General features: G+C 52.0%; 19 protein-coding genes. 16 read left to right on the forward strand and 3 right to left on the reverse strand.

The features are described 5' to 3' along the window. Window positions 1-22 precede the first annotated feature (22 nt). Entirely contained in the window at window positions 23-982 is a 960-nt protein-coding gene (lgt, locus tag B5F07_RS02005; protein WP_087159615.1) for a prolipoprotein diacylglyceryl transferase, read from the forward strand. A gap of 423 nt (window positions 983-1,405) precedes the next feature. Beyond that, window positions 1,406-4,957 (forward strand): pyruvate:ferredoxin (flavodoxin) oxidoreductase, encoded by a 3,552-nt coding sequence (gene nifJ / locus B5F07_RS02010; RefSeq protein ID WP_087159616.1) that lies wholly within the window; start codon window positions 1,406-1,408, stop codon window positions 4,955-4,957. Window positions 4,958-5,055: 98 nt separating this feature from the next. Here nifJ and B5F07_RS22950 read toward each other — a convergent pair whose 3' ends face one another. Next, window positions 5,056-6,036 (reverse strand): AraC family transcriptional regulator, encoded by a 981-nt coding sequence (locus tag B5F07_RS22950; protein WP_242972392.1) that lies wholly within the window; start codon window positions 6,034-6,036, stop codon window positions 5,056-5,058. 224 nt (window positions 6,037-6,260) lie between these two features. On the opposite strand from B5F07_RS22950, the gene B5F07_RS02025 reads away from it, so the two are divergent. From B5F07_RS02025 to smpB, 7 genes are all read left to right on the forward strand, one after another. Beyond that, window positions 6,261-8,057 (forward strand): L-fucose isomerase, encoded by a 1,797-nt coding sequence (locus tag B5F07_RS02025; RefSeq protein ID WP_087159617.1) that lies wholly within the window; start codon window positions 6,261-6,263, stop codon window positions 8,055-8,057. A gap of 111 nt (window positions 8,058-8,168) precedes the next feature. Beyond that, the gene (locus B5F07_RS02030; protein WP_087159770.1) at window positions 8,169-9,635 is read left to right on the forward strand and encodes a rhamnulokinase; all 1,467 of its coding nucleotides are present in this window, start codon (window positions 8,169-8,171) and stop codon (window positions 9,633-9,635) included. A gap of 41 nt (window positions 9,636-9,676) precedes the next feature. After that, window positions 9,677-10,117, forward strand: a complete 441-nt coding sequence (locus B5F07_RS02035; protein ID WP_087159618.1) for an RbsD/FucU family protein — start codon at window positions 9,677-9,679, stop codon at window positions 10,115-10,117. A 115-nt stretch (window positions 10,118-10,232) separates the two neighbouring features. Beyond that, window positions 10,233-10,493 (forward strand): hypothetical protein, encoded by a 261-nt coding sequence (locus B5F07_RS02040; protein ID WP_087159619.1) that lies wholly within the window; start codon window positions 10,233-10,235, stop codon window positions 10,491-10,493. A 117-nt stretch (window positions 10,494-10,610) separates the two neighbouring features. Further along, entirely contained in the window at window positions 10,611-10,853 is a 243-nt protein-coding gene (secG, locus tag B5F07_RS02045) for a preprotein translocase subunit SecG (RefSeq protein ID WP_087159620.1), read from the forward strand. Window positions 10,854-10,996: 143 nt separating this feature from the next. Further along, the gene (gene rnr / locus B5F07_RS02050) at window positions 10,997-13,108 is read left to right on the forward strand and encodes a ribonuclease R (protein WP_087159621.1); all 2,112 of its coding nucleotides are present in this window, start codon (window positions 10,997-10,999) and stop codon (window positions 13,106-13,108) included. Window positions 13,109-13,144: 36 nt separating this feature from the next. Continuing rightward, on the forward strand, window positions 13,145-13,609 hold the full coding sequence (smpB, locus tag B5F07_RS02055) for an SsrA-binding protein SmpB (protein WP_087159622.1): 465 nt from the start codon (window positions 13,145-13,147) through the stop codon (window positions 13,607-13,609). A gap of 48 nt (window positions 13,610-13,657) precedes the next feature. Here the strand turns inward: smpB and B5F07_RS02060 are convergent, their stop codons facing one another. Continuing rightward, window positions 13,658-14,254 (reverse strand): HAD family hydrolase, encoded by a 597-nt coding sequence (locus B5F07_RS02060; protein WP_242972393.1) that lies wholly within the window; start codon window positions 14,252-14,254, stop codon window positions 13,658-13,660. Next, entirely contained in the window at window positions 14,251-15,096 is an 846-nt protein-coding gene (locus B5F07_RS02065) for a PocR ligand-binding domain-containing protein (RefSeq protein ID WP_162613028.1), read from the reverse strand. Before B5F07_RS02065 ends, B5F07_RS02060 begins: the two co-directional genes overlap by 4 nt. Window positions 15,097-15,260: 164 nt before the next feature. On the opposite strand from B5F07_RS02065, the gene B5F07_RS02070 reads away from it, so the two are divergent. The 7 genes from B5F07_RS02070 (at window position 15,261) to B5F07_RS02100 (ending at window position 23,866) form a co-directional block, all read left to right on the forward strand. Beyond that, window positions 15,261-16,808 (forward strand): carboxylesterase/lipase family protein, encoded by a 1,548-nt coding sequence (locus B5F07_RS02070; protein WP_087159625.1) that lies wholly within the window; start codon window positions 15,261-15,263, stop codon window positions 16,806-16,808. A gap of 174 nt (window positions 16,809-16,982) precedes the next feature. Next, a complete protein-coding gene (locus tag B5F07_RS02075; protein ID WP_242972394.1) occupies window positions 16,983-18,386 on the forward strand; it encodes an L-fucose/L-arabinose isomerase family protein in 1,404 nt (467 codons plus the stop codon). Window positions 18,387-18,458: 72 nt separating this feature from the next. Continuing rightward, on the forward strand, window positions 18,459-19,439 hold the full coding sequence (locus tag B5F07_RS02080; RefSeq protein ID WP_242972395.1) for an aldo/keto reductase: 981 nt from the start codon (window positions 18,459-18,461) through the stop codon (window positions 19,437-19,439). Between the two features lies 1 nt (window position 19,440). After that, on the forward strand, window positions 19,441-20,358 hold the full coding sequence (locus tag B5F07_RS02085) for a sugar phosphate isomerase/epimerase family protein (protein ID WP_087159626.1): 918 nt from the start codon (window positions 19,441-19,443) through the stop codon (window positions 20,356-20,358). 1 nt (window position 20,359) lies between these two features. After that, window positions 20,360-21,907, forward strand: a complete 1,548-nt coding sequence (locus B5F07_RS02090; protein ID WP_242972396.1) for an FGGY-family carbohydrate kinase — start codon at window positions 20,360-20,362, stop codon at window positions 21,905-21,907. 21 nt (window positions 21,908-21,928) lie between these two features. Next, complete coding sequence (locus B5F07_RS02095; RefSeq protein WP_087159627.1) at window positions 21,929-22,927, forward strand: aldose 1-epimerase family protein; 999 nt, start codon at window positions 21,929-21,931, stop codon at window positions 22,925-22,927. 12 nt (window positions 22,928-22,939) lie between these two features. Further along, window positions 22,940-23,866, forward strand: a complete 927-nt coding sequence (locus B5F07_RS02100; RefSeq protein WP_087159628.1) for a class II fructose-bisphosphate aldolase — start codon at window positions 22,940-22,942, stop codon at window positions 23,864-23,866. Window positions 23,867-23,925: the final 59 nt, after the last annotated feature.

Here is a 23,925-nt window from a genome sequence, read left to right on the forward strand (position 1 = left end):
ATAACAGAAGGGAGCTTACAGCATGCATTACGATATCAGTTTCCCGAATCTGGGAATCTATCTGAATCATGTTGGGAAAAATATTGATGTTTTCGGCTTTACTATAGCCTATTACGGAATCATTATCGGCTGTGCGATCCTCATCGGATTCTGGATCGCCATATCCGAGGCAAAACGGACCCGGCAGAATCCGGAAGACTATCTGGATATGGGGATTATCGGCGTTATCTGCGGCATTGTGGGGGCAAGGCTGTATTTCGTCATATTTTCCTGGGATCTGTACAAGGACAATCTGCTGGATATCTTCAATCTCCGTGAGGGCGGCCTGGCCATCTACGGCGGTGTGATCGGCGCGGTGATCGCGGTCTTTGTCCTTGCAAGAGTGAAGAAACTTTCCGCCTTTCAGATTCTCGACACAGTGGCTCCGGCGATTCTCAACGGACAGATGCTGGGGCGTTGGGGAAATTTCTTCAACCGGGAAGCTTTCGGCGAGTATACAGACGGGCTTTTCGCCATGCGTCTGCCCCTTGATGCGGTTCGCTCCGGCGACGTGACGGAACTGATGCGGGAGCATATGCAGGTAATCGACGGGGTGAGTTATATTCAGGTGCATCCCACGTTTCTCTATGAATCCATATGGTGCTGTATCCTGCTGATTATTCTTTTCGCTTACAAAAGCCATAAAAAATATCAGGGGGAAGTGTTCCTTCTCTATATCTTCGGATACGCTCTCGGCAGAGTGTGGATTGAAGGGCTGCGCACTGACCAACTCCTGATCCCGGGAATCGGACTTCCGGTGTCACAGGTGCTCGCGGGATGTAGCGTGATCTTTGCCGGCATCGCGCTGCTCTATCTCAGGAAGAACCATAAGCGCCTGCCCATGATGAAGACCGTCAGGCAGTACGAACCAATGCCGGATACGATTGAGGGGAAGAAGCCGCCGAAAAAGAAGGACAGGATCTTCAGGTTTAAAGATAAATAGGATGAATGATGCGTGTGTAAATGCCGCGAAACACAACGGTCTCGCAAAAGTTCTTCGCAAAATGCGCAGGATACGCATGAAAGTCCTTCGCAAAATGTGCGGGATACACACAAAAGTCCTTCGAAAAATGTGATTCGAAGTTGTGGTTTGGTAAAAAAATGCATATAATAAAGACATCAGATGGACAATCAGTCTTTCAGGTGTCTTTTTTATTTCTCCGCTGTTTTTCATACACGCCAGTAACCAGGCAGCACAGAACGTCCCTGCCGGAACCCCGCTGTGTATAAAAACACCCCTCCCTGCACCTCAAAATATACAAAAAACCGACCGCTCTCTATAGACTTTTGACATTTTTGGCGATATAATAAAAACACATGCGAAGATTTTTATTTTCTAATGTAAAACTTAAGGAGGAACAAAAAAATGGCAAGAAAAATGAAGACCATGGATGGCAACCAGGCTGCGGCTCACGTTTCCTACGCGTATACAGAAGTTGCAGCTATCTATCCGATCACACCGTCATCCGTTATGCCGGAGCACGTTGATGAATGGGCTACAGAAGGCAGAGAGAACATTTTCGGACAGACAGTTCACGTAGTTGAGATGCAGTCCGAGGCAGGTGCAGCAGGTGCTGTACACGGATCTCTTGCAGCTGGTGCGCTGACAACAACATTTACGGCTTCTCAGGGACTTCTCCTGATGATCCCGAACTTATACAAAGTAGCAGGTGAGCAGCTTCCGGGCGTGTTCAATGTATCTGCTCGTGCGCTGGCAAGCCATGCACTTTCAATTTTCGGCGATCACTCCGACGTTTACGCCTGTCGTCAGACCGGAGCAGCTATGCTCTGTGAGTCCAGCGTTCAGGAAGTTATGGACCTGACACCGGTAGCACACTGTGCAGCTCTGGAAGGAAAGCTTCCTTTCATCAACTTCTTCGACGGATTCCGTACATCCCACGAGATCCAGAAGATCGAGACATGGGACTACGAAGATCTGAAAGATCTGGTAAATATGGATGCAGTTGACGCTTTCCGTGCACACGCACTGAACCCGAACCATCCGTGCCAGAGAGGTTCCGCACAGAACCCGGATATCTTCTTCCAGGCAAGAGAGGCATGCAACCCGTACTATGATGCTCTTCCGGGAATCGTTCAGGAGTACATGGACAAGGTTAATGCAAAAATCGGAACAGACTACAAACTGTTCAACTACTATGGAGCAGAGGATGCAGAGCACGTTATCGTAGCTATGGGATCTGTCTGCGACACAATCGAAGAGACAATCGACTACCTCACAAAGGCAGGAGAGAAAGTCGGCGTTGTAAAGGTTCGTCTGTACAGACCGTTCTGCGCACAGGCTCTCATCGATGCAATTCCGGATACTGTTAAGAAGATCTCTGTTCTTGACAGAACAAAAGAGCCGGGATCTCTCGGCGAGCCGCTGTACCTGGATGTTGTTGCAGCACTCAAAGGTACAAAATTCGATGCAGTTCCGATCTACACAGGACGTTACGGACTTGGTTCCAAGGATACGACTCCGGCTCAGATCGTTGCTGTATACCACAATGATGAGAAACAGAAATTCACGATCGGTATCGAGGATGATGTAACACATCTGTCACTGAAAGCTGACGAGCCGCTTGTTACAACACCGGAAGGAACGATCAACTGTAAATTCTGGGGACTTGGCGCTGACGGTACAGTCGGAGCAAACAAGAACTCCATCAAGATCATCGGTGACAACACAGACATGTATGCCCAGGCATATTTCGACTACGACTCCAAGAAGTCAGGCGGTGTTACAATGTCCCACCTGCGTTTTGGTAAATCACCGATCAAATCCACATACCTGATCCATCAGGCAAACTTTGTGGCATGCCACAATCCGTCCTATGTGGACAAGTACAACATGGTTCAGGAACTTGTTGACGGCGGTACATTCCTTCTGAACTGCCCGTGGGATATGGAAGGACTTGAGAAACATCTGCCGGGACAGGTGAAATCATACATTGCAAACCACAACATCAAGTTCTACACGATCGACGGTATCAAGATCGGTAAGGAGATCGGACTTGGCGGACGTATCAACACAGTCCTTCAGTCTGCATTCTTCAAACTTGCTGCAATCATTCCGGAGGAAGAGGCAATCGACCTGATGAAGGCTGCTGCAAAGGCTACTTACGGAAGAAAAGGCGACAAGATCGTTCAGATGAACTACGATGCAATCGACGCCGGTGCAAAACAGGTTGTTGAGGTAGAGGTTCCGGAGAGCTGGAAAGACGCAGCTGACGAGGGACTTGCTACACCGCACGTAGACGAGAACGGAAGAAAAGATGTTGTTGATTTCGTTAAGAATATCCAGGCGAAGGTAAATGCTCAGGAAGGAAATACACTTCCGGTATCTGCATTCAACGACTACGTAGACGGATCTACACCGTCAGGTTCCTCCGCTTACGAGAAACGTGGTATCGCTGTAGATATCCCGATCTGGAATCCGGACAACTGTATCCAGTGTAACCGCTGCTCCTATGTCTGCCCGCACGCTGTTATCCGCCCGGTAGCTCTGACAGAGGAAGAGGCTGCAAAGGCTCCGGAAGGACTGAAGACTCTCGACATGATCGGTATGCCGGGAATGAAGTTCACAATGACAGTATCCGCTTACGACTGTACAGGATGCGGTTCCTGTGCAAATGTCTGCCCGGGCAAGAAGGGCGAGAAGGCTCTCGTTATGGGCAACATGGAAGAAAACGCAGGCGAGCAGAAGTACTTCGATTTCGGAAGAGAGATCCCGGTAAAACCGGAAGTTGTCGCAAAATTCAAAGAGACAACTGTAAAGGGAAGCCAGTTCAAACAGCCGCTGCTTGAGTTCTCAGGCGCATGTGCAGGATGCGGTGAGACACCGTACGCAAAACTGATCACACAGCTGTTTGGCGACAGAATGTATATCGCAAACGCTACAGGATGTTCTTCTATCTGGGGTAACTCCTCACCGTCCACACCTTACACGGTAACTCCGGAAGGCAAAGGACCGGCTTGGTGCAACTCCCTGTTCGAGGACAACGCAGAGTTCGGTTACGGTATGCTGCTCGCTCAGAACACAATCCGTGACAGAATGAAAGGCTACGCAGAGAAGCTTGCTGAGTCTGCAGAGAACGCTGATGTTAAGGCTGCTGCTCAGGAGTACCTTGATACATTTGCATGCGGCGCTACAAACGGAACAGCTACAGACAAACTGGTAGCAGCTCTTGAGAACTGCGGATGCGACAGCGCTGAGAAGGCTGAACTGCTGAAACACAAAGATTTCCTTGCAAAGAAATCCCAGTGGGTATTCGGTGGTGACGGATGGGCTTACGATATCGGATTCGGCGGTGTTGACCACGTACTTGCAAGCGGCAAGGACATCAACATCATGGTATTCGATACAGAGGTTTACTCCAACACAGGCGGACAGTCCTCCAAGGCTACAAAGACAGGTGCTACGGCACAGTTCGCAGCAGGCGGAAAAGAGACGAAGAAGAAAGACCTGGCAGGTATGGCAATGAGCTACGGATACGTATACGTTGCACAGATCGCTATGGGTGCTGACTTCAACCAGACAGTCAAAGCTATCACAGAGGCTGAGGCTTATCCGGGACCGTCACTGATCATCGCTTACGCTCCGTGTATCAACCACGGTATCAAGAAAGGTATGAGCAAAGCTCAGACCGAGGAGCAGCTTGCTGTAGAGTGCGGATACTGGAACAACTTCCGGTTCAATCCGGCTGCTGAAGGCAACAAGTTCTTCCTTGACAGCAAGGCACCGAAGGAAGAGGATTATCAGGCATTCCTTGACGGAGAAGTCCGTTACAATGCTCTGAAGAGATCCAATCCGGAGAAGGCAGCGAAGCTTTTTGCTCAGAACGAGAAAGAGGCTATGGAGAGATACGATTACCTGAAGAAACTGGTAGATGTATACGCTGCTGATAAGGCTGAGTAATTAAGAAGAATAAAGTTATCAAAAGACAGGAAGGGCTGTCCCCGCGGGGGCAGCCCTTCCTGTGTTCAGAACAATTTTTTGCTCTGCAAGGCAGAATCCTACAGAGGGGTACTCAGATATTTTTTCGGAGTGACCCCTTTATATTTTTTGAACATCTTTATAAAATAGCTCACATCATTGAAACCGCATGAAAGCCCCACATCCGTGATGGATTCATTTGTGGTGGCGAGCTTGAAACACGCCTGCTCCACCCGGTAGTAGTTCAGGTAGTCAATGGGCGTGCGGTGGGTCATCTCCCGGAAATAGCGGCAGAAATATTTGGAGTTCATCCCGGCTTCCGAGGCCAGGTCGTCCAGAGTCAGGCAGTCTGCGTAGGAGCTTTCTATTTTTTCCAGGGCTTTCTTCAGATGCTCGATTCTCCGGGCGTCCTTCTGTTGGACGGACGGCCCTTCCGTGTAAAGTCTGTTTTCAAGAATATACCCGAAAAACTCATAGAGAGAGCCGATTACAGCCAGTTCATAGCCTTCTCTGCGGGACTGCATCTGTCCGAATAAGGTGGAGACGATTTCTGTGAGCCGGCTGTCGGCGGTCGGGACCGTCCTGCCCTGCACATCACGCTGCTCCTGCACATCACCATGACTCCGTGCACTGTTATGATCTCCGACCACCTGTGGATCTGTCTGCCCATTCGCCGTGTGCACATGAGCAGATCCGGCGCAGAAGACAGGATACACGGAGACAGAATCCCCGGTGATCTTCTTCAACAGGCGTTCCGCAGCGTGACTTGAGAGGATCAGGGAGTCCAGATTAAAGACAAGACACTCATACAGACAGTCTTTGGGAATTCCTCCGTGGAGCAGACCGCCTTTTACAAACACGATATCTCCCGCATGAGCAGTAAATTCATCCTCACTGACCGTCATGAGCAGTTCGCCCTCCAGAATACGGATGAGTTCATACTCGATGTGCCAGTGATAGGACATCTCATAGCGGGGATGAGTCGGTGTGACATGGTAAAATTCTATGGGGAAATCAAACGTTCCGTGTTTTCTGTCTTCTTTATATGCGATGTATTTCATAGAGGATACTCTCCTTTTTATCAATAAAAAATATGGAATCCCCAAAACGAAAAGTGGATTGCATGAAAAGTGAATATCGTTATATTTTTCTTCCAGTATACCACAAGACAAGGCCGGGGAACAAGATTATAATTACAGTCAAAGAGAAGGTGTGGAACTGAAGAGAATCAGGGCAGACCGAAACTTTATAAAAACGATTTTTCAGAAAACAGGAGGAATTTATTATGGCAGAGAGCAGACTGGTAGGCTCCTATCCTGTGATCGGCATCCGGCCGACGATTGACGGAAGAAGAGGAGCGCTTGACGTAAGAGGTTCTTTGGAAGAGCAGACAATGAATATGGCAAAATCAGCGAAGAAGCTGTTTGAGGAGAACTTAAGATACTCAAACGGTGAGCCGGTAAAGGTTGTGATCGCTGATTCTACAATCGGACGTGTGGGCGAGAGCGCCGCATGTGCAGATAAGTTCAGAAAAGAAGGAGTGGATATTACTCTGACTGTTACACCGTGCTGGTGCTACGGTTCCGAGACAATGGATATGGATCCGCAGACGATCAAAGCTGTATGGGGATTCAACGGGACAGAGAGACCGGGCGCAGTTTATCTGGCTTCCGTTCTGGCTACACATGCTCAGAAGGGACTTCCGGCATTCGGTATCTATGGACATGACGTACAGGAGGCAGACGATACTTCCATTCCGGACGACGTACAGGAGAAACTGCTGCGGTTCGGCCGTGCGGCGGTGGCGGCAGCTTCCATGAGAGGAAAATCCTACCTGCAGATCGGTTCTGTTACTATGGGTATCGGCGGATCCATTATTGATTCCGACTTCATCGAGTCCTATCTGGGAATGCGTGTGGAGTCTGTGGATGAGGTTGAGATCATCCGCCGCATGACAGAAGGCATTTATGACGAGGTAGAGTACGAGAAAGCTCTTAAGTGGGCGAAAGAGTCCTGCCACATCGGATTCGACAAGAACCCGGAAAACCTGCAGAAATCTGAGGAAGAGAAAGAGAAACAGTTCGAGTTTGTGGTTAAGATGGCGGTGATCATCAAAGACCTGATGAACGGAAACAAGAACTTCCCGGAGCAGTTCTCTGAGGAGGCAATCGGACACAACGCCATTGCGGCAGGTTTCCAGGGACAGAGACAGTGGACAGACTTCTATCCGAACGGCGATTTCGCAGAGGCGATGCTCAACACTTCCTTTGACTGGAACGGGGCAAGAGAGCCGTACATCCTTGCGACAGAGAACGACGTGCTCAACGGACTTGGCATGCTGTTCATGAAATTACTGACAAACCGTGCGCAGATCTTCGCGGACGTCCGTACATACTGGAGCCCGGAGGCAGTGAAGAAAGCAACCGGATATGACATTGAAGGCGTTGCCAAAGAGAATGGCGGATTCATCCACCTGATCAACTCCGGCGCAGCCTGCCTGGATGCAAGCGGTGCAGCGAAAGACGCGGACGGAAACGGCGTTATGAAACAGTGGTGGGAGATGACAGAGGAAGACCAGAAAGCGGTTATGGACGCGACCACATGGAATATGGCTGACCTGGGATACTTCCGCGGCGGCGGATACTCAAGCCGTTTCGAGACAAAGGTACAGATGCCTGTCACAATGATCCGTCTGAATCTTGTAAAAGGCCTTGGACCGATGCTTCAGATCGCAGAGGGATGGACCGTTGCCCTTCCGGAAGAAGTATCTGACAAGCTGTGGAAACGTACAGACTACACATGGCCGTGTACATGGTTCGCTCCCAGATGCGACGGCAAAGAAGGACCGTTCAAATCCGCATATGATGTGATGAACAACTGGGGAGCAAACCACGGAGCAATCTCTTACGGACACATCGGCGCTGACCTGATCACAATGGCATCCATGCTCCGCATTCCGGTAGCTATGCACAATGTTCCGGAGGAGAAGATCTTCCGTCCGTCCGCATGGAATGCATTCGGCATGGACAAAGAGGGCGCTGACTACAGAGCCTGCGCGACATACGGACCGCTTTACAAATAGAGACAGCTTTTCAGAGTGAACGTTATCAACAGACTGCCGTGAAAAGAGATACAGATGGACGTGCCGGGGCATGTCCATCTGCTTTATCCGGCACAGTTACAGGAGAAATATATGGAAAAGAAAGTATTGGCATTTGATTTCGGCGCTTCCGGCGGCAGGGCGATGTGCGGGACTTTTAACGGCGAGAAGATCACCATAGAGGAACTGCACCGTTTCTCCAATGACCCGGTCATCTTAAACGGCACCATGTACTGGGATGTACTGCGCCTGTTTTTCGAGATCAAACAGGGGCTGATCAAGGCGAAAAAATGCGGACATATCGAGAGTATCGGCATTGACACCTGGGGCGTGGACTTCGGACTGATCGACGGCAAAGGCCGCCTTCTGGAAAATCCGGTCCACTACAGAGACGCAAGAACGGAGGGCATGCTTGAGGAAAGTTTCTGTCTGATTGACAAAAAGCGTTTTTACAAGATTACAGGCAACCAGTTCATGGAGATCAACACGGCATTTCAGCTGCTCTATCTGCTGAAAAACAGAAAGGACCTTCTGGAGCGGGCGGACAAGATGCTTCTGATGCCGGATCTCTTCAACTACTTCCTCACCGGAGAGAAAAAGGCAGAGTATTCTATCGCGTCCACCACGCAGCTTCTCGATGCAAAGGAAGGAAAATGGTCGGATGAAGTGATTTCCGCTCTGGGACTTCCGAAAGAGATCTTCCCCGAGATTGTTCCCACGGGAACAAAGATCGGACAGCTCTCGGAGGAGATCTGCGGGGAGCTGGGACTTGACAGGATCGACGTCATCGCGGCAGCAGGGCATGACACTCAGGCAGCCATGGTGGCGGTTCCGGCATCGGAAGATGATTTTATCTTCTTAAGCTGCGGGACATGGTCCCTTTTGGGAACCGAACTGGAGGCCCCCATTATCAATGAAAAGTCAGAGTTTTATAATATCACCAACGAGGGCGGGTACGGGAGAAAGACTTCCTTCCTCAAGAATATCATCGGTCTGTGGTGTATCCAGGAGAGCCGGCGCCAGTGGATCCGGGAAGGACAGGAGTACGGCTTCGGCGAACTGGAAAAGATGGCGGCAGCGTCAGAACCGCTGAAGTGCTTCATCGATCCGGATGCGCCGGAATTTACCCCTGCAGGAAATATCCCGGAGCGGATCCGCGAATACTGCAGACGGACCGGGCAGGCGGTGCCGGAGACCATCGGCGAGGTCGTGCGCTGCATCAACGAGAGCCTTGCCATGAAGTACCGCCAGGCAGTAGAGGAGATCAAAGACTGCACCGGAAAAGATTATCAGACCATTTACATCGTGGGCGGAGGGACCCAGAGCGCACTGTTGTGCCAGTTTACCGCCAACGCCTGCGGATGCCGGGTGAGCGCCGGACCGGTGGAAGCCACCGTACTGGGAAATGTGGCGTTACAGCTGATGGCAACCGGCGAGATCGGTTCCCTGAAAGAGGCAAGAAAAATCGTGCGCCGCTCCCAGGATATTAAGATTTATGAGCCATGCGAGAAAGAAAAATGGGATGAAGCGTATGAAAGATTCTGCAGGGTGACAGCGTAGAGAACAATAAATGTGGAAAAACAAAAAGGAGATGAATAAAAATGTTAAAAGGAATACCGAAAATCCTCTCTCCGGAGCTGTTAAAAGTGCTCGCGGAGATGGGACACAGTGACAGACTGGTGATCTCAGACGGAAATTTTCCGGCTGAGTCAATGGGAAAAAATGCGATCGTGATCCGCTGCGACGGCCACGGCGTACCGGAACTTCTGGATGCAATCCTCCAGGTGTTCCCCCTGGATACTTATGTGGAACATCCGGTGAACCTGATGGAAGTAATGCCCGGTGATGACGTGGAGACGCCGATCTGGGATACTTATAAAGAGATCATCCGCAAATACGACGACAGAGGAGATGCAGCAGTAGGAAACATCGAGCGCTTTGCATTTTATGATGAGGCGAAAACTGCATATGCGATCATTGCCACAGGCGAGTCGGCGCTGTATGCGAATATCATGCTCCAGAAGGGCGTAGTTACCATCTGATCTTTTTCAAAATAGATTCGTCAAAATGTCAATGGATGTTTTGCTCTTAAAATGATATTATATACACACCGGCGGAATTCAAGGGGTAGAATACGCACAGAGGAGGACATTACATATGACTGATAACGAATTATTACTGGCAATGTCAGAGATTCTTGATAAGAAATTGCAGCCGATAGAAAGCAGAACAAAGAGAGTAGAACTCTTACTGGAAAATGATGTTCTGCCGCGAATACAGAATATAGAATCCTGTTATACATCAACATATCGCAGGTATCAAAGAGGGGCGGAACAAATTGATGCGATGAAAGATGACATTGACATTATGAAAAAGGTGATTACGGAACATTCAGGTATGTTACAGACGATTTCATAAAATTTTATAAAAATAAGAGAAGGTCAATTAAGAATTGCGCAGGCAGCGCGAAAAAGTCTTGCAAATGTCCCCTGTCTGTGGTAATATATATACGGTTTATCCGCAGGAGGTGTTATGATGGATATTTTAAAGATTGTTGTATCGATTATCTTTGTTATAGACTGTATCGCTCTGTCTGCGATCGTTCTTCTGCAGGAAGGAAAGTCGGCGGGACTTGGCACGATCAGCGGGGTGGCAGACACATACTGGGGCCAGAATAAGGGCCGTTCCATGGAAGGAGCACTTGTAAAGGCTACGAGAATTCTCGGCATACTTTTTATGGTACTTGCAGTTGTTCTGAACTTAAAAGTGTTAAACTAACATGTATGGATTTACAGAGATCGGAAGATAATGAATGACAAAACACTCTATGCGGATATAGGGTGTTTTCTTTTTTCTGCGCAGACGCCGGGAAACGGGGCGTATGCGAACGGCAGCTATAAATACGTCAGGGGAGTGTAACGATGGACCAGACATTTGAAAAGCGAAAAAAAGTAATCTATGATTTTATCTGCGACGATCTCTATGTGCCGATGCGGGTCCGGGAGATTGCGGCTGTTCTGCAGATTCCGAGAGAGCAGCGGGAAGAACTGAAAAGTGTGCTTGACGCTCTTGTGGAAGAAGGAAAAGTCTCTCTTTCCAAGAGGGGGAAATACAGCAAAGATCAGGCGGTACGGAAAAAAGGCATTTTCCAGGCAAATGTGCGCGGCTTTGGCTTTGTCGCTCCGGAGGAAGGCGGGGACGACGTCTTTATTCCGGAAGAGTATGCAGGCGGCGCTTTCCACGGTGATGAGGTGGAATATATCGTCACCGGGAATCCGGGCGGAAAACGCAGGGAAGGAAAGATCGTAAAGATTCTCAGCCACAGCGTCGTGAAAGTTGTGGGACTCTATGAAAAGAGTAAGAACTTCGGTTTCGTGCGGCCGGACAATCAGAGATATCTGAGCGATATCTATATTCCTGCGGGAAAAGAGATGGGAGCCATGACAGGGCACAAGGTTGTGGTGGAGCTGACATCCTACGGCGGCGAGCGCACAAAGCCGGAGGGAAAGGTGGTTGAGATTCTGGGACATGTCAATGACCCCGGAACGGACATTCTCTCGATTGTAAAAGACAGCGGACTTCCCACAGAATTCCCGGAGCGGGTGCTCAATCAGGCGGTCCGTGTCGGCAAACCGGTCAGCGAGGCGGACTGCGCGGGAAGGATGGACCTGCGGGACTGGCAGATGGTGACCATCGACGGGGAGGATGCAAAGGATCTGGACGATGCGGTTTCCGTGGTAAAAGACGGGGAGAATTACCGTCTGGGCGTCCATATCGCGGATGTGACGAATTATGTCCAGGAGTACAGTGCTCTTGACCGGGAGGCGCTGAATCGGGGAACAAGCGTCTACCTGGCGGACCGGGTGATTCCCATGCTGCCCCACACTCTCTCCAACGGCATCTGTTCCCTCAACGCCGGGGAGGACCGGCTGGCGCTCTCCTGTATTATGACGGTAGATCCTTCCGGGGAGGTGACAGACCATATCATAGCGGAGACAGTGATCCGCGTGGATAAGCGGATGAGTTATACCGGAGTGGCAAAGATGCTGGAAGGCGATGCGGATGTCCTTGCGGAAAATGAAGCGTTCATCCCCATGATCCGGCTGATGCATGAACTCTCCGGACTGATCCGCGAACGCAGGGGAAAGCGGGGCTCCATTGATTTTGACCTTCCGGAGACGAAGATCGACCTGGATGAAAACGGCAGACCGGTGGATATCCGTCCATATGACCGGAACCCTGCCACGAAGATCATCGAGGATTTCATGCTTCTGGCAAATGAGACTGTGGCGGAGGAGTATTTCTGGCGGGAGGTGCCCTTCCTGTACCGGACCCACGAGGCGCCGGAGGAGGAGAAGATCCGGCAGCTCAGCCTTTTTATCAACAATTTCGGCTACCACATCCATGTGAGAAATGAAGTCCGCCCCATGGAGATCCAGAAGCTTCTGGCAAAAGTGGACGGTACGCCCGAGGAGGCGCTGATCAGCCGGCTTGCCCTGCGGTCCATGAAGCGGGCGGCGTATACCACGGAGAACACCGGACATTTCGGACTGGCGGCGAAGTATTACACACACTTTACTTCCCCCATCCGCAGATACCCGGATCTCCAGATTCACCGGATTATCAAGGAGAACTTAAGAGGCAGGCTGAATGAGGACAGAATCGAACATTACCGTAAGATCCTGCCGGAGGTGGCAGCCCGGTGCAGCATGAAGGAACGCGCGGCTGAGGAGGCGGAACGCGAGGTTGTCAAGCTGAAAAAGGCAGAGTATATGAAATCCCGTATCGGAGAAGAGTACGAGGGTGTGATCTCCGGTGTGACAAAATGGGGAATCTATGTGGAACTTCCGAATACGGTGGAAGGACTTGTACATGTCAGTGATATGTGGGATGATCATTATGAGTTCGTGGAGGGACGCTACGAGATGGTCGGGGAGCATACCGGAAAGACATACAAGTTGGGACAGACGGTGAAAGTCCGTGTAAGCGCGGCGGACCGGCTCCTGCGGACAGTGAATTTTGAACTGGTGTAAGCGGGCTGCGGCAGCCTGTGGAAAGAGGGAAGAATTATGGCAAAGACAGGAATCAAACTTATCGCGAATAACAAAAAAGCGTATCACGATTATTTTATCCTTGAGAAATACGAGGCGGGCATCGTCCTTCACGGGACGGAGGTCAAGTCTCTCAGAATGGGAAAGTGCAGCATTAAAGAAGCGTTCATCCGGGTGGAGAACGGGGAGATGTTCATCTACGGCATGCACATCAGCCCCTATGAGAAAGGAAATATTTTCAACAAGGATCCGCTCCGTGTGAGAAAACTCCTCCTTCACAAGAAAGAGATCGACAAGATCTTCGGGAAGATGCGGGAGAAAGGAATCACCGTGGTGCCGCTGCAGGTCTACTTCAGCGGAAGTCTGGTAAAAGTGGAGATCGGCCTGGCAAAAGGTAAGAAGCTCTACGACAAGCGGGATGATATCGCAAAGAAAGACCAGAAGAGAGAGGCACAGAGAGAATTCAAAGTGCGGAATATGTAGAAGTACGAGTATGTCAAAATGCGGATTCGGGAAAAAGGCGGGCGGCTTTCAGAAGCCGACCGCCTTTTTCACTGCGTCGATATCTCCGGTGAAGACAATTCCCTCCATTCCCAGTCTGCGTCCGGCCTCTATATTGGGCTCAAGATCATCGATGAAGAAACATTCTTCAGGGTTCAGATCATAAGTGCGGAAAAGATAGCGGTAGATTTCCGGCTCCGGTTTTGCCATTTTAAGGGGTGCGGAAAATACAATGCCGTCAAATTCTTCCAGGGCTTTGCAGTTTTTCCGCATGTAGTCTGCAAAGTAGGTGGAAGCGTTGGAGAGCAGATAGATCCCTGCCCCCTGCTTTTTCAATTCATGTATGAACTCTGCCGTCTGCGGGATGGGATGGGCGAAGTCCGCCCAGTTCCGGAAGAAGCTGCGGCATGCTTTTTTCAGATGGTCAGGAAGCGCCTCCTCGCAGTCTTTTGCATACTGATCGTAATCGATCGTGCCCCTGTCCAGCTCCTGCCACCTGGAGAAGAGGACGGGGAAAAGCGTCTCATAATCCTCTTCGGAAGAACAGAACTGATGTAAAATGTAATTTCCGTCAAATCTTCCCACAACATTTCCAAAGTCAAAGACAATATTCTTATATTTCATCATTTATCTCCATTCCGTCGGCGGTACGCTCCCGGAGCGTATCCTGTCAGCTTTTTAAATACTGTTATAAAATAATTGTAATCCCCGAAACCGCACTCCGATGCGATCTGCGCCACGGACATCCGGGGCTCTTCCTCCAGAAGTACTTTCGCTTTCTCGATGCGGAGCCTGCGGATATGTTCCGCGATGCCCATGCCGTAATTCTCCCGGGCAATCTCATAGAGGCGGGTTCTGCCGATCTGAAAATGTTCGCAGAGCGTTTCGATATCCATGTCCCCGGTAAAATGCCGGCTGATGTATTCATCGATCCGCACGGGAAGAGATTCCTGCCGCAGGTAAGCCATCCGCTCCATGCACAGGTAGGAGGCAACGGCCTGCATGATATGCGTGGCGGAGGTAATGTAGTCTTTCGGGATGAGAGGACGCTCAAAACAGGCGTCTTTCAGCGCGTCCATGTCGATGTTGTAGTTTCTGCACCGCCGGGAGATGATCTCCCATCCGTCCTCGTGGCTCTGATAGGAAAACACATGTCCGAAAAGAAGGTATCCGATGAGAATATTCCCGGTATAGAGAGGGACAATGCTCTCGGTCAGTCCCGCATGGCACTGGTACGTATAGGGGGAACGCCTCTGGGATGCAGTCTGACAGGCCAGTGTGTCGCAGAGCCGGCACCGCCGGGCTGCCTCGGGATCGGTCCGGATCACCTGGCAGAAAGGCGCGACTTCTTCCGGGCATGCGGCAAGTTCCCGGAACGTCTCGTCAAAGACGGTGATCCGGATCCGGGTCAGCGTATAAAAGTCTTTCAGAAGGTCGCCCAGCTTCTGGAGGTTGAAAGTGGAAATCATGGTCATCCTCCTCAAAATATCCGTGTACTTCGATTGATACAGCAAATTCAGTATAGCACAGTTATCCCTTCCCCGGCAAAAAAGTTTTTCCTTCTTGTCCACATGCCTGCACTGATATACAATATATAAAATAGAGACAAACCAACAGGAAGGAGTATCAGATTATGTCACATGTATTTACATACGGCCCGGGAAAGGCGGTCGTTGAGACAACTTACGGAAAGATCAGAGGATATGAGTACGACAATATTTCCATTTTCAAGGGGATACCCTACGCGAGAGCGCGGCGCTTTCACGCGCCGGAGCCGGTGGAGCCGTGGGAAGGCGAGCGGGACGCCACGAATTACGGGTATGTCTGCCCGCTTCTGAACCGTCCCCAGGCAAACGGCGAGCTGATGGTGCCCCACCGCTACTGGATCGAGAACGAGGACTGCCTGAACCTGAATATCTGGACGCCGGGCTGCGATGACGGGAAACGTCCGGTGCTTGTCTGGCTTCACGGCGGCGGGTTCAGGGAAGGCTCCGCCATCGAGCAGGTGGCTTATGAAGGGGAGAATATGTGCCGGGAGGGACAGGCGGTTGTCGTTTCCGTGAACCACAGGCTCAATGTCCTGGGATTCTGCGACCTTTCGGCTTTCGGTGAAGAATACGCCAATTCCGGAAATGCGGGAATGGATGACATTATCGCCGCTCTGAGATGGATTCGGGATAATATCGCAAAATTCGGAGGAGACCCCGACAATATGACGCTGTTCGGACAGTCCGGCGGCGGGGCGAAGATCACCACACTCCTGCAGATGCCGGCGGCGGACGGGCTGTATGCGAAGGGGATCATCATGAGCGGAATCATCGGACCGGTGCTGGCGGACAGCGAGGGCAGCGGAGAAGAACTGGTGCGCGCCATGATGAAGGAACTGAAGCTTACTGACGTGAAGGAGCTTGAGAAGGTGTCCTACGGGCATCTGGCAGCCGCGTACAACCGGGTGAGCCCGAAGCTCCAGAAAGAAGGAAAATACATCGGCGGTACACCACATCCGAATGCATTTTACAGAGGAACGCCGGAGAAAAACGGTTTCCGTCAGGAGACGGCTCGTATTCCCCTTGTGATCGGCACGGTGTTTGGAGAGTTTACCGCGTTTTCCGATGCCTTTGCAGGACGGGATCCGTCTGTCCCGGGAGAGGAAGCCGTGAAGGGGCTTCTGGGCGCAGATGCAGCGGCGGAGCTGCTTCCGCTGTTTGAGAAGGCATACCCGGAGAGAGATCCGGCGGAAGTGATGATGCTTGATTTCATTTTCCGGCTGCCGACCCAGGAATATATTAAGATCAGAAGCGGATTAAACGACTGCACCTACTCCTATCTGTTTGATCTGAATATGGCTGTGGGTGACGGAAGAGCGCCCTGGCACTGTGCGGATATTCCATTCGTGTTCCGCAATACGGAGCTTGTCCCCGTGACGCAGCAGGGGGAGGTTACGAAGAAGGTGGAGGAAGAAGTCTTCGGCTGTGTGATGGCCTTCGCGGAAAAGGGCGATCCGAACCACAGCAAAGTTCCCCACTGGTCAGCCTCCGACCCGGAGACGGAACATACCATGGTGTTCGGAAAAGAGACTGCGGTAAAAGACAATTTTGACCGGGAACTCGTGCCTCTTGTGGCAAAGTACATGGGACCTGTCTTTGCCCGGGGATTCAATACGGAGACGGTACAGCACTGAGCGGACAAATTCAAAGAAAAAAGAACGTTATACTATATCATCTTCCTGTCCTTTTCTCTACAATAAAATCACAGAAACAAAAACACAGAAACGAAATCGCAGACACGGAACCGTGAAAGCGAAACAGGAAACACCGGGACGAACCGGATTCGAGAAAAGGACAGGAGGACGAAAATGAAGAAAATGACATTTGCACTCTGCTTCTGCAACAGAGGATTCATGCCGGGAGAACTGATCTACGGGGCAAGGGACGACATGATCAAGGCAGTGACGGACGCGGGATACGACTACATTGCCATGGATGCGGAGCTGACCCGTTACGGCGGTGTGGAGACAAGAGACGAGGGGCTTCTGTATGCCAAATGGCTCAAGGAGCACGAGGGACAGTATGACGGAGTCATCTTTTCCATGCCGATTTTCGCGGACGAAAACGGAGCCATCACAGCTCTTCAGGACGCGGGCGTGCCGATACTGATGCAGGCATATCCGGACGAGATCGGCAAGATGGACTTCGCTCACAGAAGGGATGCGTTCTGCGGAAAATTCTCCGTGACGGATGTGTTTACCCAGTATCAGGTACCCTTTACCGTGATGAAACCCCACGTGGTTCATCCGCTGTCAGAGGCATTCGCGCAGAACCTGAGAGACTTCGCGGCGATCTGCCGTGTAGTAAACGGAATGAAACGGTTCAATGTGGGATGCATCGGCGCCAGGACGACCGCTTTCAAGACGGTGCGTTTTGACGAGATCACCCTCCAGAAATATGGGATCAACGTGGAGTCCTTTGATCTTTCGGAAGTGTTCTTCAAGGTGAACCAGAAAGCGGACGATGACGCGGCAGTGCTGGCGAAGATCGAGCGTCTGAAAAACTATACGGACTGCTCAAAAGTGCCGGAGAGCAACATGCTCACCCTGGCGAAGATCTCCGTTGTTCTGGACGAGTATATCGAAGAGTATCATCTGGATGCGCTTACCCTTCGCTGCTGGAATGAGATGGAGACGATCATGCGGGTATGTCCCTGCGTGCTTTTAAGCGAACTCAATGACCGGGGAATCGTGGCTTCCTGCGAGATCGACATGTGTTCCGCCCTGACCATGCGCGCCATGAACCTGGCAAGCGAGCAGCCCACGGCAGTTCTTGACTGGAACAACAACTACGGCGACGATGAGAATAAAGTGATCCTCTTCCACTGCGGTCCGGTGGCACAGTCTCTGATGACGGCAAAGGGAACCGTGACGGAACACAAGATGTTCGCAAAAGGAGATCCGGGTTCCGGATGGGGCAGCAACGAGGGAAGAATCCGTCCCTTTGACATGACCATGTCCAACTGCCAGACAAAAGACGGAAAGATCGTGGTCTACGCAAGCGAAGCCAGATTCACCGATGATCCGATCGAGGAAGAATTCTTCGGCTGCGGCGGCGTTGCGGAGATCCCGGATCTGCAGAACAAACTGATCCGTCTGGCAAGAGGCGGCTTCAAACACCACACCTCCGTAGGCGTGGGACATATGAAAGAGATTTTAAAAGAAGCGTTTACCACATATCTCGGATATGACTGGGTGGATATCGACGAATAGAAATCTCACGGAACGAACGGCAGCCTGGGAAATTCAGACTGCCTCTTCGTCTTTCAGAAGGAGGAAAATTTCATGGAAAACAAGATGATGTATGCAACCGTACCTTATGTGGACAAACCGGTTTCACGGATTCTGTTCGGCACTGCCATGCAGCCGTTTATGACAAATGGCAACGGAAATGATCTGCTGGATGCAGTGTACGACGCGGGAGTGACGACATTTGACACGGCGAGAAATTATATGGCGGCAGAGCAGTCCCTGGGAAGATGGATTGAGGAGAAGAACATGCGGGATAAGATCGTGCTTCTCTCCAAGTGCGGCCATCCCAGTATGTTCGGAAAAAAGCGTGTCAATGAAAAAGAGATGAAGAAAGACCTGGGAAGATCCCTGAAATATCTGCGCACGGATTACATTGATATCTATCTGCTCCACCGGGATGACCGGGAGATGAATGTGGGCGAGATCGTGGAAACATTCAACGGGATGCACGCAGAGGGGAAGATCGGCGCTTTCGGCGGGTCGAACTGGACCCACCGGAGGATCGAAGAGGCAAATGAGTATGCATACAAACACAATCTGATCCCGTTTTCCGTCTCCAGTCCGAATTTCGGTCTGGCAGACCAGATGGAAGATCCCTGGGGCGGAGGATGTGTCACCATTTCCGGCCCGGAAAATGAAGAGGCGCGGGAATGGTACCGGAAAAACCAGATGCCGGTGGTGGCTTACTCCAGTCTCGGGCGCGGCCTGTTTTCCGGCAAACTCAGGAGCAGCGATGCGGAAAATGCCGGGAAGATCCTGGACGCCAACGCCATGAAAGGGTACGGCTATCCGGAGAATTTTGAGCGGTTACGGCGGTGCGAGCTCCTGGCGGCGGCAAAGGGCGTGATTGTGCCGCAGATCGCCATGGCCTGGATCTTCCGCCAGAACATGAACATGTTTGCCGTGGTGAGCACTTCAAAACCGGAGCGGATGCGGGAGAATATCGAAGCCCTTCGCATCGAACTGACGCAGGAAGAATGTGAATACCTGGATTTAAGAAGGGAGGCGCTGTGAGATGAATCAGATCAGCCTGATGACGATGAATATGACCGGGAGACTTTTCTTCATGTACCGGATACAGAAAGAAATCGACACCCTGCAGGACGGGTATGACGAGATCATGGAGATGGCGGAGGCAGCCGGGTATCCCGCCGTGGATGTGACGGCATGGGAGACCGGGCTTCTGGGAACTGATTTTGTCATGGAAACTCTGAAGAAACATCATCTCAGAGTGAGCAGCTATATCTGCTTTGGAGCATTTGCCGCCATGGACGAGGCCGGATTCGCCGGCAGAGTGGAAGACGCAAAGAAAGCTGCAGACGAGGCGGAACGCCTGGGAACGGATGTAATCATGCTGGTGACGCAGGCTTCGGACGATATTGACAGATATACAAAGGACGAAATCCGTGCGCAGCAGGTACGGCACTGGAGAGAAATCGTCCCATACATAAAAGGAAAAGGCATGCATGCCGTCATCGAAGACTTCCCGGATCTCCGGCTGGGACTGTGCCGGGCGGAGGATGTGAGATCCGTTCTGGATCAGGTGCCGGCACTGGAACTGGTATACGACAGCGGCAATATGATCCTCGAGAAAGAGGATCCGGTCCGGTTCCTGGATCTCTTCGAGGGGCGCATCGGGTATGTGCATCTCAAGGATATGCGTAAAGCCCCGGCGGATCATCCGGCTGCGGACCACGACTGCGACGGGATGCCCATGTGTACGGCACCGACGGGAACCGGGATGATCTGTCTGCCGGATGTGATCGAAAAACTTGTAAAAATGGGTTATAAAGGTTCCATGACCGTGGAGTTCGCTGTGAATGATGACGGAAAGTATCCGGAATCCCTTGCGCGCAGCCGCAGCTATGTGGAAGAGATACTGAAAGACGTATACAGCGGAGCGGGCTTTTCGGAGGGAAAGGAGGCACTGTGAGGTGGACGGCACAACAGTAGAAGAAAAGGAGCGTAGGAATGTCAGGAATATCAAGATCGCCGGCCTTGACATTGGCACCACCGGCTGCAAGCTGACGGTCTTTGACAGTACCGGGAAAAAGCTGGATCAGTCCTACCGGGATTACCCGGCAAAGCGCGGAAAGAGTGAGCACGAGATTGACGCGGAGGCGATTATGGAAGGTGTCATGGCAGTGGTCCGGGAGATGGCGGCGCGCCACCCGGAGATCGCGGGAATCGGCGTCACAAGCTTCGGGGAGACCTTTGTGATGACCGACGAGGCGGGAAAACCGCTCCACCGGGCAATGCTGTACACCGATCCCCGGGGAGCGGAAGAGTGCCGGGAACTGACGGAGAAACTGGACGGCAAGTCCATCGCTTCCATTACCGGGCTGAAGCCTCATGAGATGTACAGCCTGTGCAAGATCATGTGGATGAAGAAGAACCGGCCGGAGATCTACCGGCAGGCGAAACACATCTTCCTCATGGAGGATTATGTGGTCTTTGCCCTGACCGGGAAAGCGCAGATCGATTATTCCCTGGCCACCCGGACCATGGCGTTTGACATCACCGGCCTGAAATGGAGCCGGGAGATGTTCGATCTGGCGGGAATCGACATGAAGCTTATGTCCGAGCCTGTCCCCACCGGAACCCCGGCGGGCAGGATCACGGAGCAGGTGGCACAGGAGACCGGCCTTTCCCCGGATACCCGGATCGTCTCCATCAGTCATGATCAGATCGCCGCGGCAGTGGGCGCCGGCGTCTTTGATTCCGACAGGGCAGTGGACGGCGCGGGAACCGTGGAGTGCCTGACACCGGTGTACGACAGTGTTCCGGAACTGGAAGTGATGTATGAAGGCAATTTTGCGGTAGTGCCCTATGTGATTCCGGGAAAATACGTGTGCTACGCATTTTCCTATACCGGAGGGGCACTGATCCAGTGGTGCGTGGACACGCTGGCAAAGAAGGAGAAGGAACTGGCAAAGGAACAGGGGATTTCCGTCAATTCCATGCTGGAGAGAGGAGGAGAAGCGCCGGATGAACCGACTGGGCTTCTGGTGCTTCCCCATTTCGCCGGAGCTGCCACGCCCTATATGGACACCGGCTCAAAGGGAGCGGTGGTCGGACTTACGACAGATACCACGGTCAGCGATATTTACCGGGCGTGTATGGAGGGCGTTGTCTATGAGATGAAGCTCAATCTGGAGTGCCTGGAGGATTCCGGGATTCACTTTAAGATGCTTCACGCCACCGGAGGGGGAGCCAGATCCGAGGTGTGGATGCAGATGAAGGCGGATGTGCTCAACGTGCCCATTACAGCTCTGAATACGGTGGATGCGGGAACCGTCGGCAGCGCCATGCTGACCGGGATTGCGGCGGGATGTTTCCGGGATCTTGAGGATGCGGCGGCACATATGGTGGAGAAGAAGAAAGTCTATGAGCCCAGGCCGGAGATGCATGAGAAATATGAGAAAATCTACCGGCGCTACCGCAGGCTGTACAGGGCAGTGCGGCCTCTGGCAGGAGAATAGAAGAGAATAAGGAGAAGAACCATGAATTCAGATCGTTTAGTCAATTCCTATATCGGACATGACTCCCAGTTATACCGGATGGAAGAACACCGGCTTGTGGGAGGAAAGGGAGACGGGATGCGCCTTCTGGAGATCAGCAACGGGCGGGGGCTGGAGATGACCGTTTCCCTGGACCGGTGCGCCGACGTTTCCAGGCTGGCATATAAAGGAATCAACATGTCATATTTTTCACCCTGCGGGTACGTCTCTCCGTCCTATTACGACGACCGGGAGGACGGATGGCTGAAGTCCTTTACCGCGGGATATCTGACCACCTGCGGGCTGCGCGCTGTGGGATCGCCCTGCACGGATGCGGGAGAGCGGCTGCCTCTCCACGGCACCATCGCCAACACGCCCGCAGAACAGGCATACTGGTTCGAGGACCGGGAGAAGAAGGAACTTGTAGTCCGGGCGGTGATGAAAGATGAGAGGATCTTCGCACAGAAGCTCAGGCTGACAAGAGAGTACGGGATCAGCCTGGAGGAGAACAGCTTTGAGATCCGGGATACCGTCGAGAACACCGGGGACCGGGAGGAGCCATTGGAAATCCTCTACCATATGAATATGGGATATCCGCTTCTGGATGAGGAGAGCATCGTGGAGATCCCCTCCGTCAGTGTGACTCCCCGGGATGACCACGCGGCGGAAGACCTGGAAAACTGGAGCCGGATGATCCCGCCCCAGGCAGGATACGTGGAGCGCTGCTATTACCACCGGTTTGCCGGGAAGGACGGACGGGCTTCCATCTGGCAGCCGAAACTTTCCATGGGACTGGAGATCACTTTCAATGCGGAAGAACTGGACGGCTTTGTGGAGTGGAAGATGATGGGCGTCCGGGACTACGTCCTGGGACTGGAGTGCGGCAACTGCTATCCCGATGGCCGCGATGTCATGCGGAAGACCGGGATGCTCAAAATGCTTGCGCCGGGAGAGAAGAAATCTTACTGTGTGAAAATCAGATTATCGGATAAAAAGATGTAGGAGGAAAGACAGATGTTAGTAACTTTAAGACAGATTCTGAATCTGTGCGAGGCGAGAAAATGTGCGGTGGGGTCTTTTAACACACCGAACCTGGAGGCAGTGATGGCAGTCATCGGAGCAGCGGAGGAGCTGGACGTGCCGGTGATCATCCAGCATGCGGAAGTCCATGAGGAGATTATGCCTATCGACGTGATCGGACCGATCATGATTGCAATGGCGAAGAAGGCGAAGGTGCCGGTGTGCGTACACCTGGATCACGGCGAGACTCTGGAGTATGTGTGCAGGGCGCTGGATCTCGGGTTTACCTCCGTCATGTATGACGGTTCCGTTCTGCCTTTTGAGGAGAATCTGGCCAATACCCAGATGGTAGTCTCCTTTGCAAGGCAGACGGGGGCTTCTGTGGAGGCGGAGATCGGCTGTATGGGAAAGAGAGAGACGGGAACCGGTTCTGCAGGGAACGGCACGGATCCGGATAAGATCTATACCGATCCGGAGCAGGCAAAGATCTTTGTGGAGGCAACAGGAATCGATGCCCTGGCATGCTCCTTCGGGACGACCCACGGCGTGTACCTAAGCGCTCCCAAACTTGACTTCTCCGTGGTGGAGCGGGTGCGTGAAAAGGCACATATCCCGGTTGTCATGCACGGCGGTTCCGGCGTCAGCGACGAGGATTTCCGCAGGGCGATCCGAAGCGGCGTGAGAAAGGTGAATTACTATACTTATATGGCGATCGCAGGTGGAAAAGGGATCGAGGATCAGTTCCGCATGGGATGCATTCCTCTGGAGAAGAACGGCAAGAAGTACAAATACTGCTATTCTCTTGTGGAGGGGGATCATGACGAGCCTGTTATGTACCACGATATCGTGCGTTGGGGCACTCAGGCGATGAAAGAGAACTGCAAGAAAGCCATGAAAGTATTCGCCATGAAAGACAAATAAGAAAGCCGGCCGCCCGAGATAAGTCGGCAGATGAAAAAGACAGCGAAAAATATTACAAT

Origin of the sequence: Lachnoclostridium sp. An169 (assembly GCF_002160525.1) — a bacterium.
Lineage (GTDB): Bacteria > Bacillota > Clostridia > Lachnospirales > Lachnospiraceae > Mediterraneibacter > Mediterraneibacter cottocaccae.

What these genes read in the sequence shown, in the direction of transcription:
- B5F07_RS02035 (WP_087159618.1), top strand. Translation starts at nt 9,677, where the DNA reads ATGTTAAAAGGAATACCGAAAATCCTCTCTCCGGAGCTGTTAAAAGTG.
- B5F07_RS02025 (WP_087159617.1), top strand. Translation starts at nt 6,261, where the DNA reads ATGGCAGAGAGCAGACTGGTAGGCTCCTATCCTGTGATCGGCATCCGG.
- B5F07_RS02030 (WP_087159770.1), top strand. Translation starts at nt 8,169, where the DNA reads ATGGAAAAGAAAGTATTGGCATTTGATTTCGGCGCTTCCGGCGGCAGG.
- B5F07_RS02040 (WP_087159619.1), top strand. Translation starts at nt 10,233, where the DNA reads ATGACTGATAACGAATTATTACTGGCAATGTCAGAGATTCTTGATAAG.
- B5F07_RS02060 (WP_242972393.1), bottom strand. Translation starts at nt 14,254, where the DNA reads ATGATGAAATATAAGAATATTGTCTTTGACTTTGGAAATGTTGTGGGA.
- B5F07_RS22950 (WP_242972392.1), bottom strand. Translation starts at nt 6,036, where the DNA reads ATGAAATACATCGCATATAAAGAAGACAGAAAACACGGAACGTTTGAT.
- smpB (WP_087159622.1), top strand. Translation starts at nt 13,145, where the DNA reads ATGGCAAAGACAGGAATCAAACTTATCGCGAATAACAAAAAAGCGTAT.
- lgt (WP_087159615.1), top strand. Translation starts at nt 23, where the DNA reads ATGCATTACGATATCAGTTTCCCGAATCTGGGAATCTATCTGAATCAT.
- B5F07_RS02085 (WP_087159626.1), top strand. Translation starts at nt 19,441, where the DNA reads ATGAATCAGATCAGCCTGATGACGATGAATATGACCGGGAGACTTTTC.
- secG (WP_087159620.1), top strand. Translation starts at nt 10,611, where the DNA reads ATGGATATTTTAAAGATTGTTGTATCGATTATCTTTGTTATAGACTGT.
- B5F07_RS02080 (WP_242972395.1), top strand. Translation starts at nt 18,459, where the DNA reads ATGGAAAACAAGATGATGTATGCAACCGTACCTTATGTGGACAAACCG.
- nifJ (WP_087159616.1), top strand. Translation starts at nt 1,406, where the DNA reads ATGGCAAGAAAAATGAAGACCATGGATGGCAACCAGGCTGCGGCTCAC.
- B5F07_RS02070 (WP_087159625.1), top strand. Translation starts at nt 15,261, where the DNA reads ATGTCACATGTATTTACATACGGCCCGGGAAAGGCGGTCGTTGAGACA.
- B5F07_RS02095 (WP_087159627.1), top strand. Translation starts at nt 21,929, where the DNA reads ATGAATTCAGATCGTTTAGTCAATTCCTATATCGGACATGACTCCCAG.
- B5F07_RS02065 (WP_162613028.1), bottom strand. Translation starts at nt 15,096, where the DNA reads ATGATTTCCACTTTCAACCTCCAGAAGCTGGGCGACCTTCTGAAAGAC.
- rnr (WP_087159621.1), top strand. Translation starts at nt 10,997, where the DNA reads ATGGACCAGACATTTGAAAAGCGAAAAAAAGTAATCTATGATTTTATC.
- B5F07_RS02075 (WP_242972394.1), top strand. Translation starts at nt 16,983, where the DNA reads ATGAAGAAAATGACATTTGCACTCTGCTTCTGCAACAGAGGATTCATG.
- B5F07_RS02100 (WP_087159628.1), top strand. Translation starts at nt 22,940, where the DNA reads ATGTTAGTAACTTTAAGACAGATTCTGAATCTGTGCGAGGCGAGAAAA.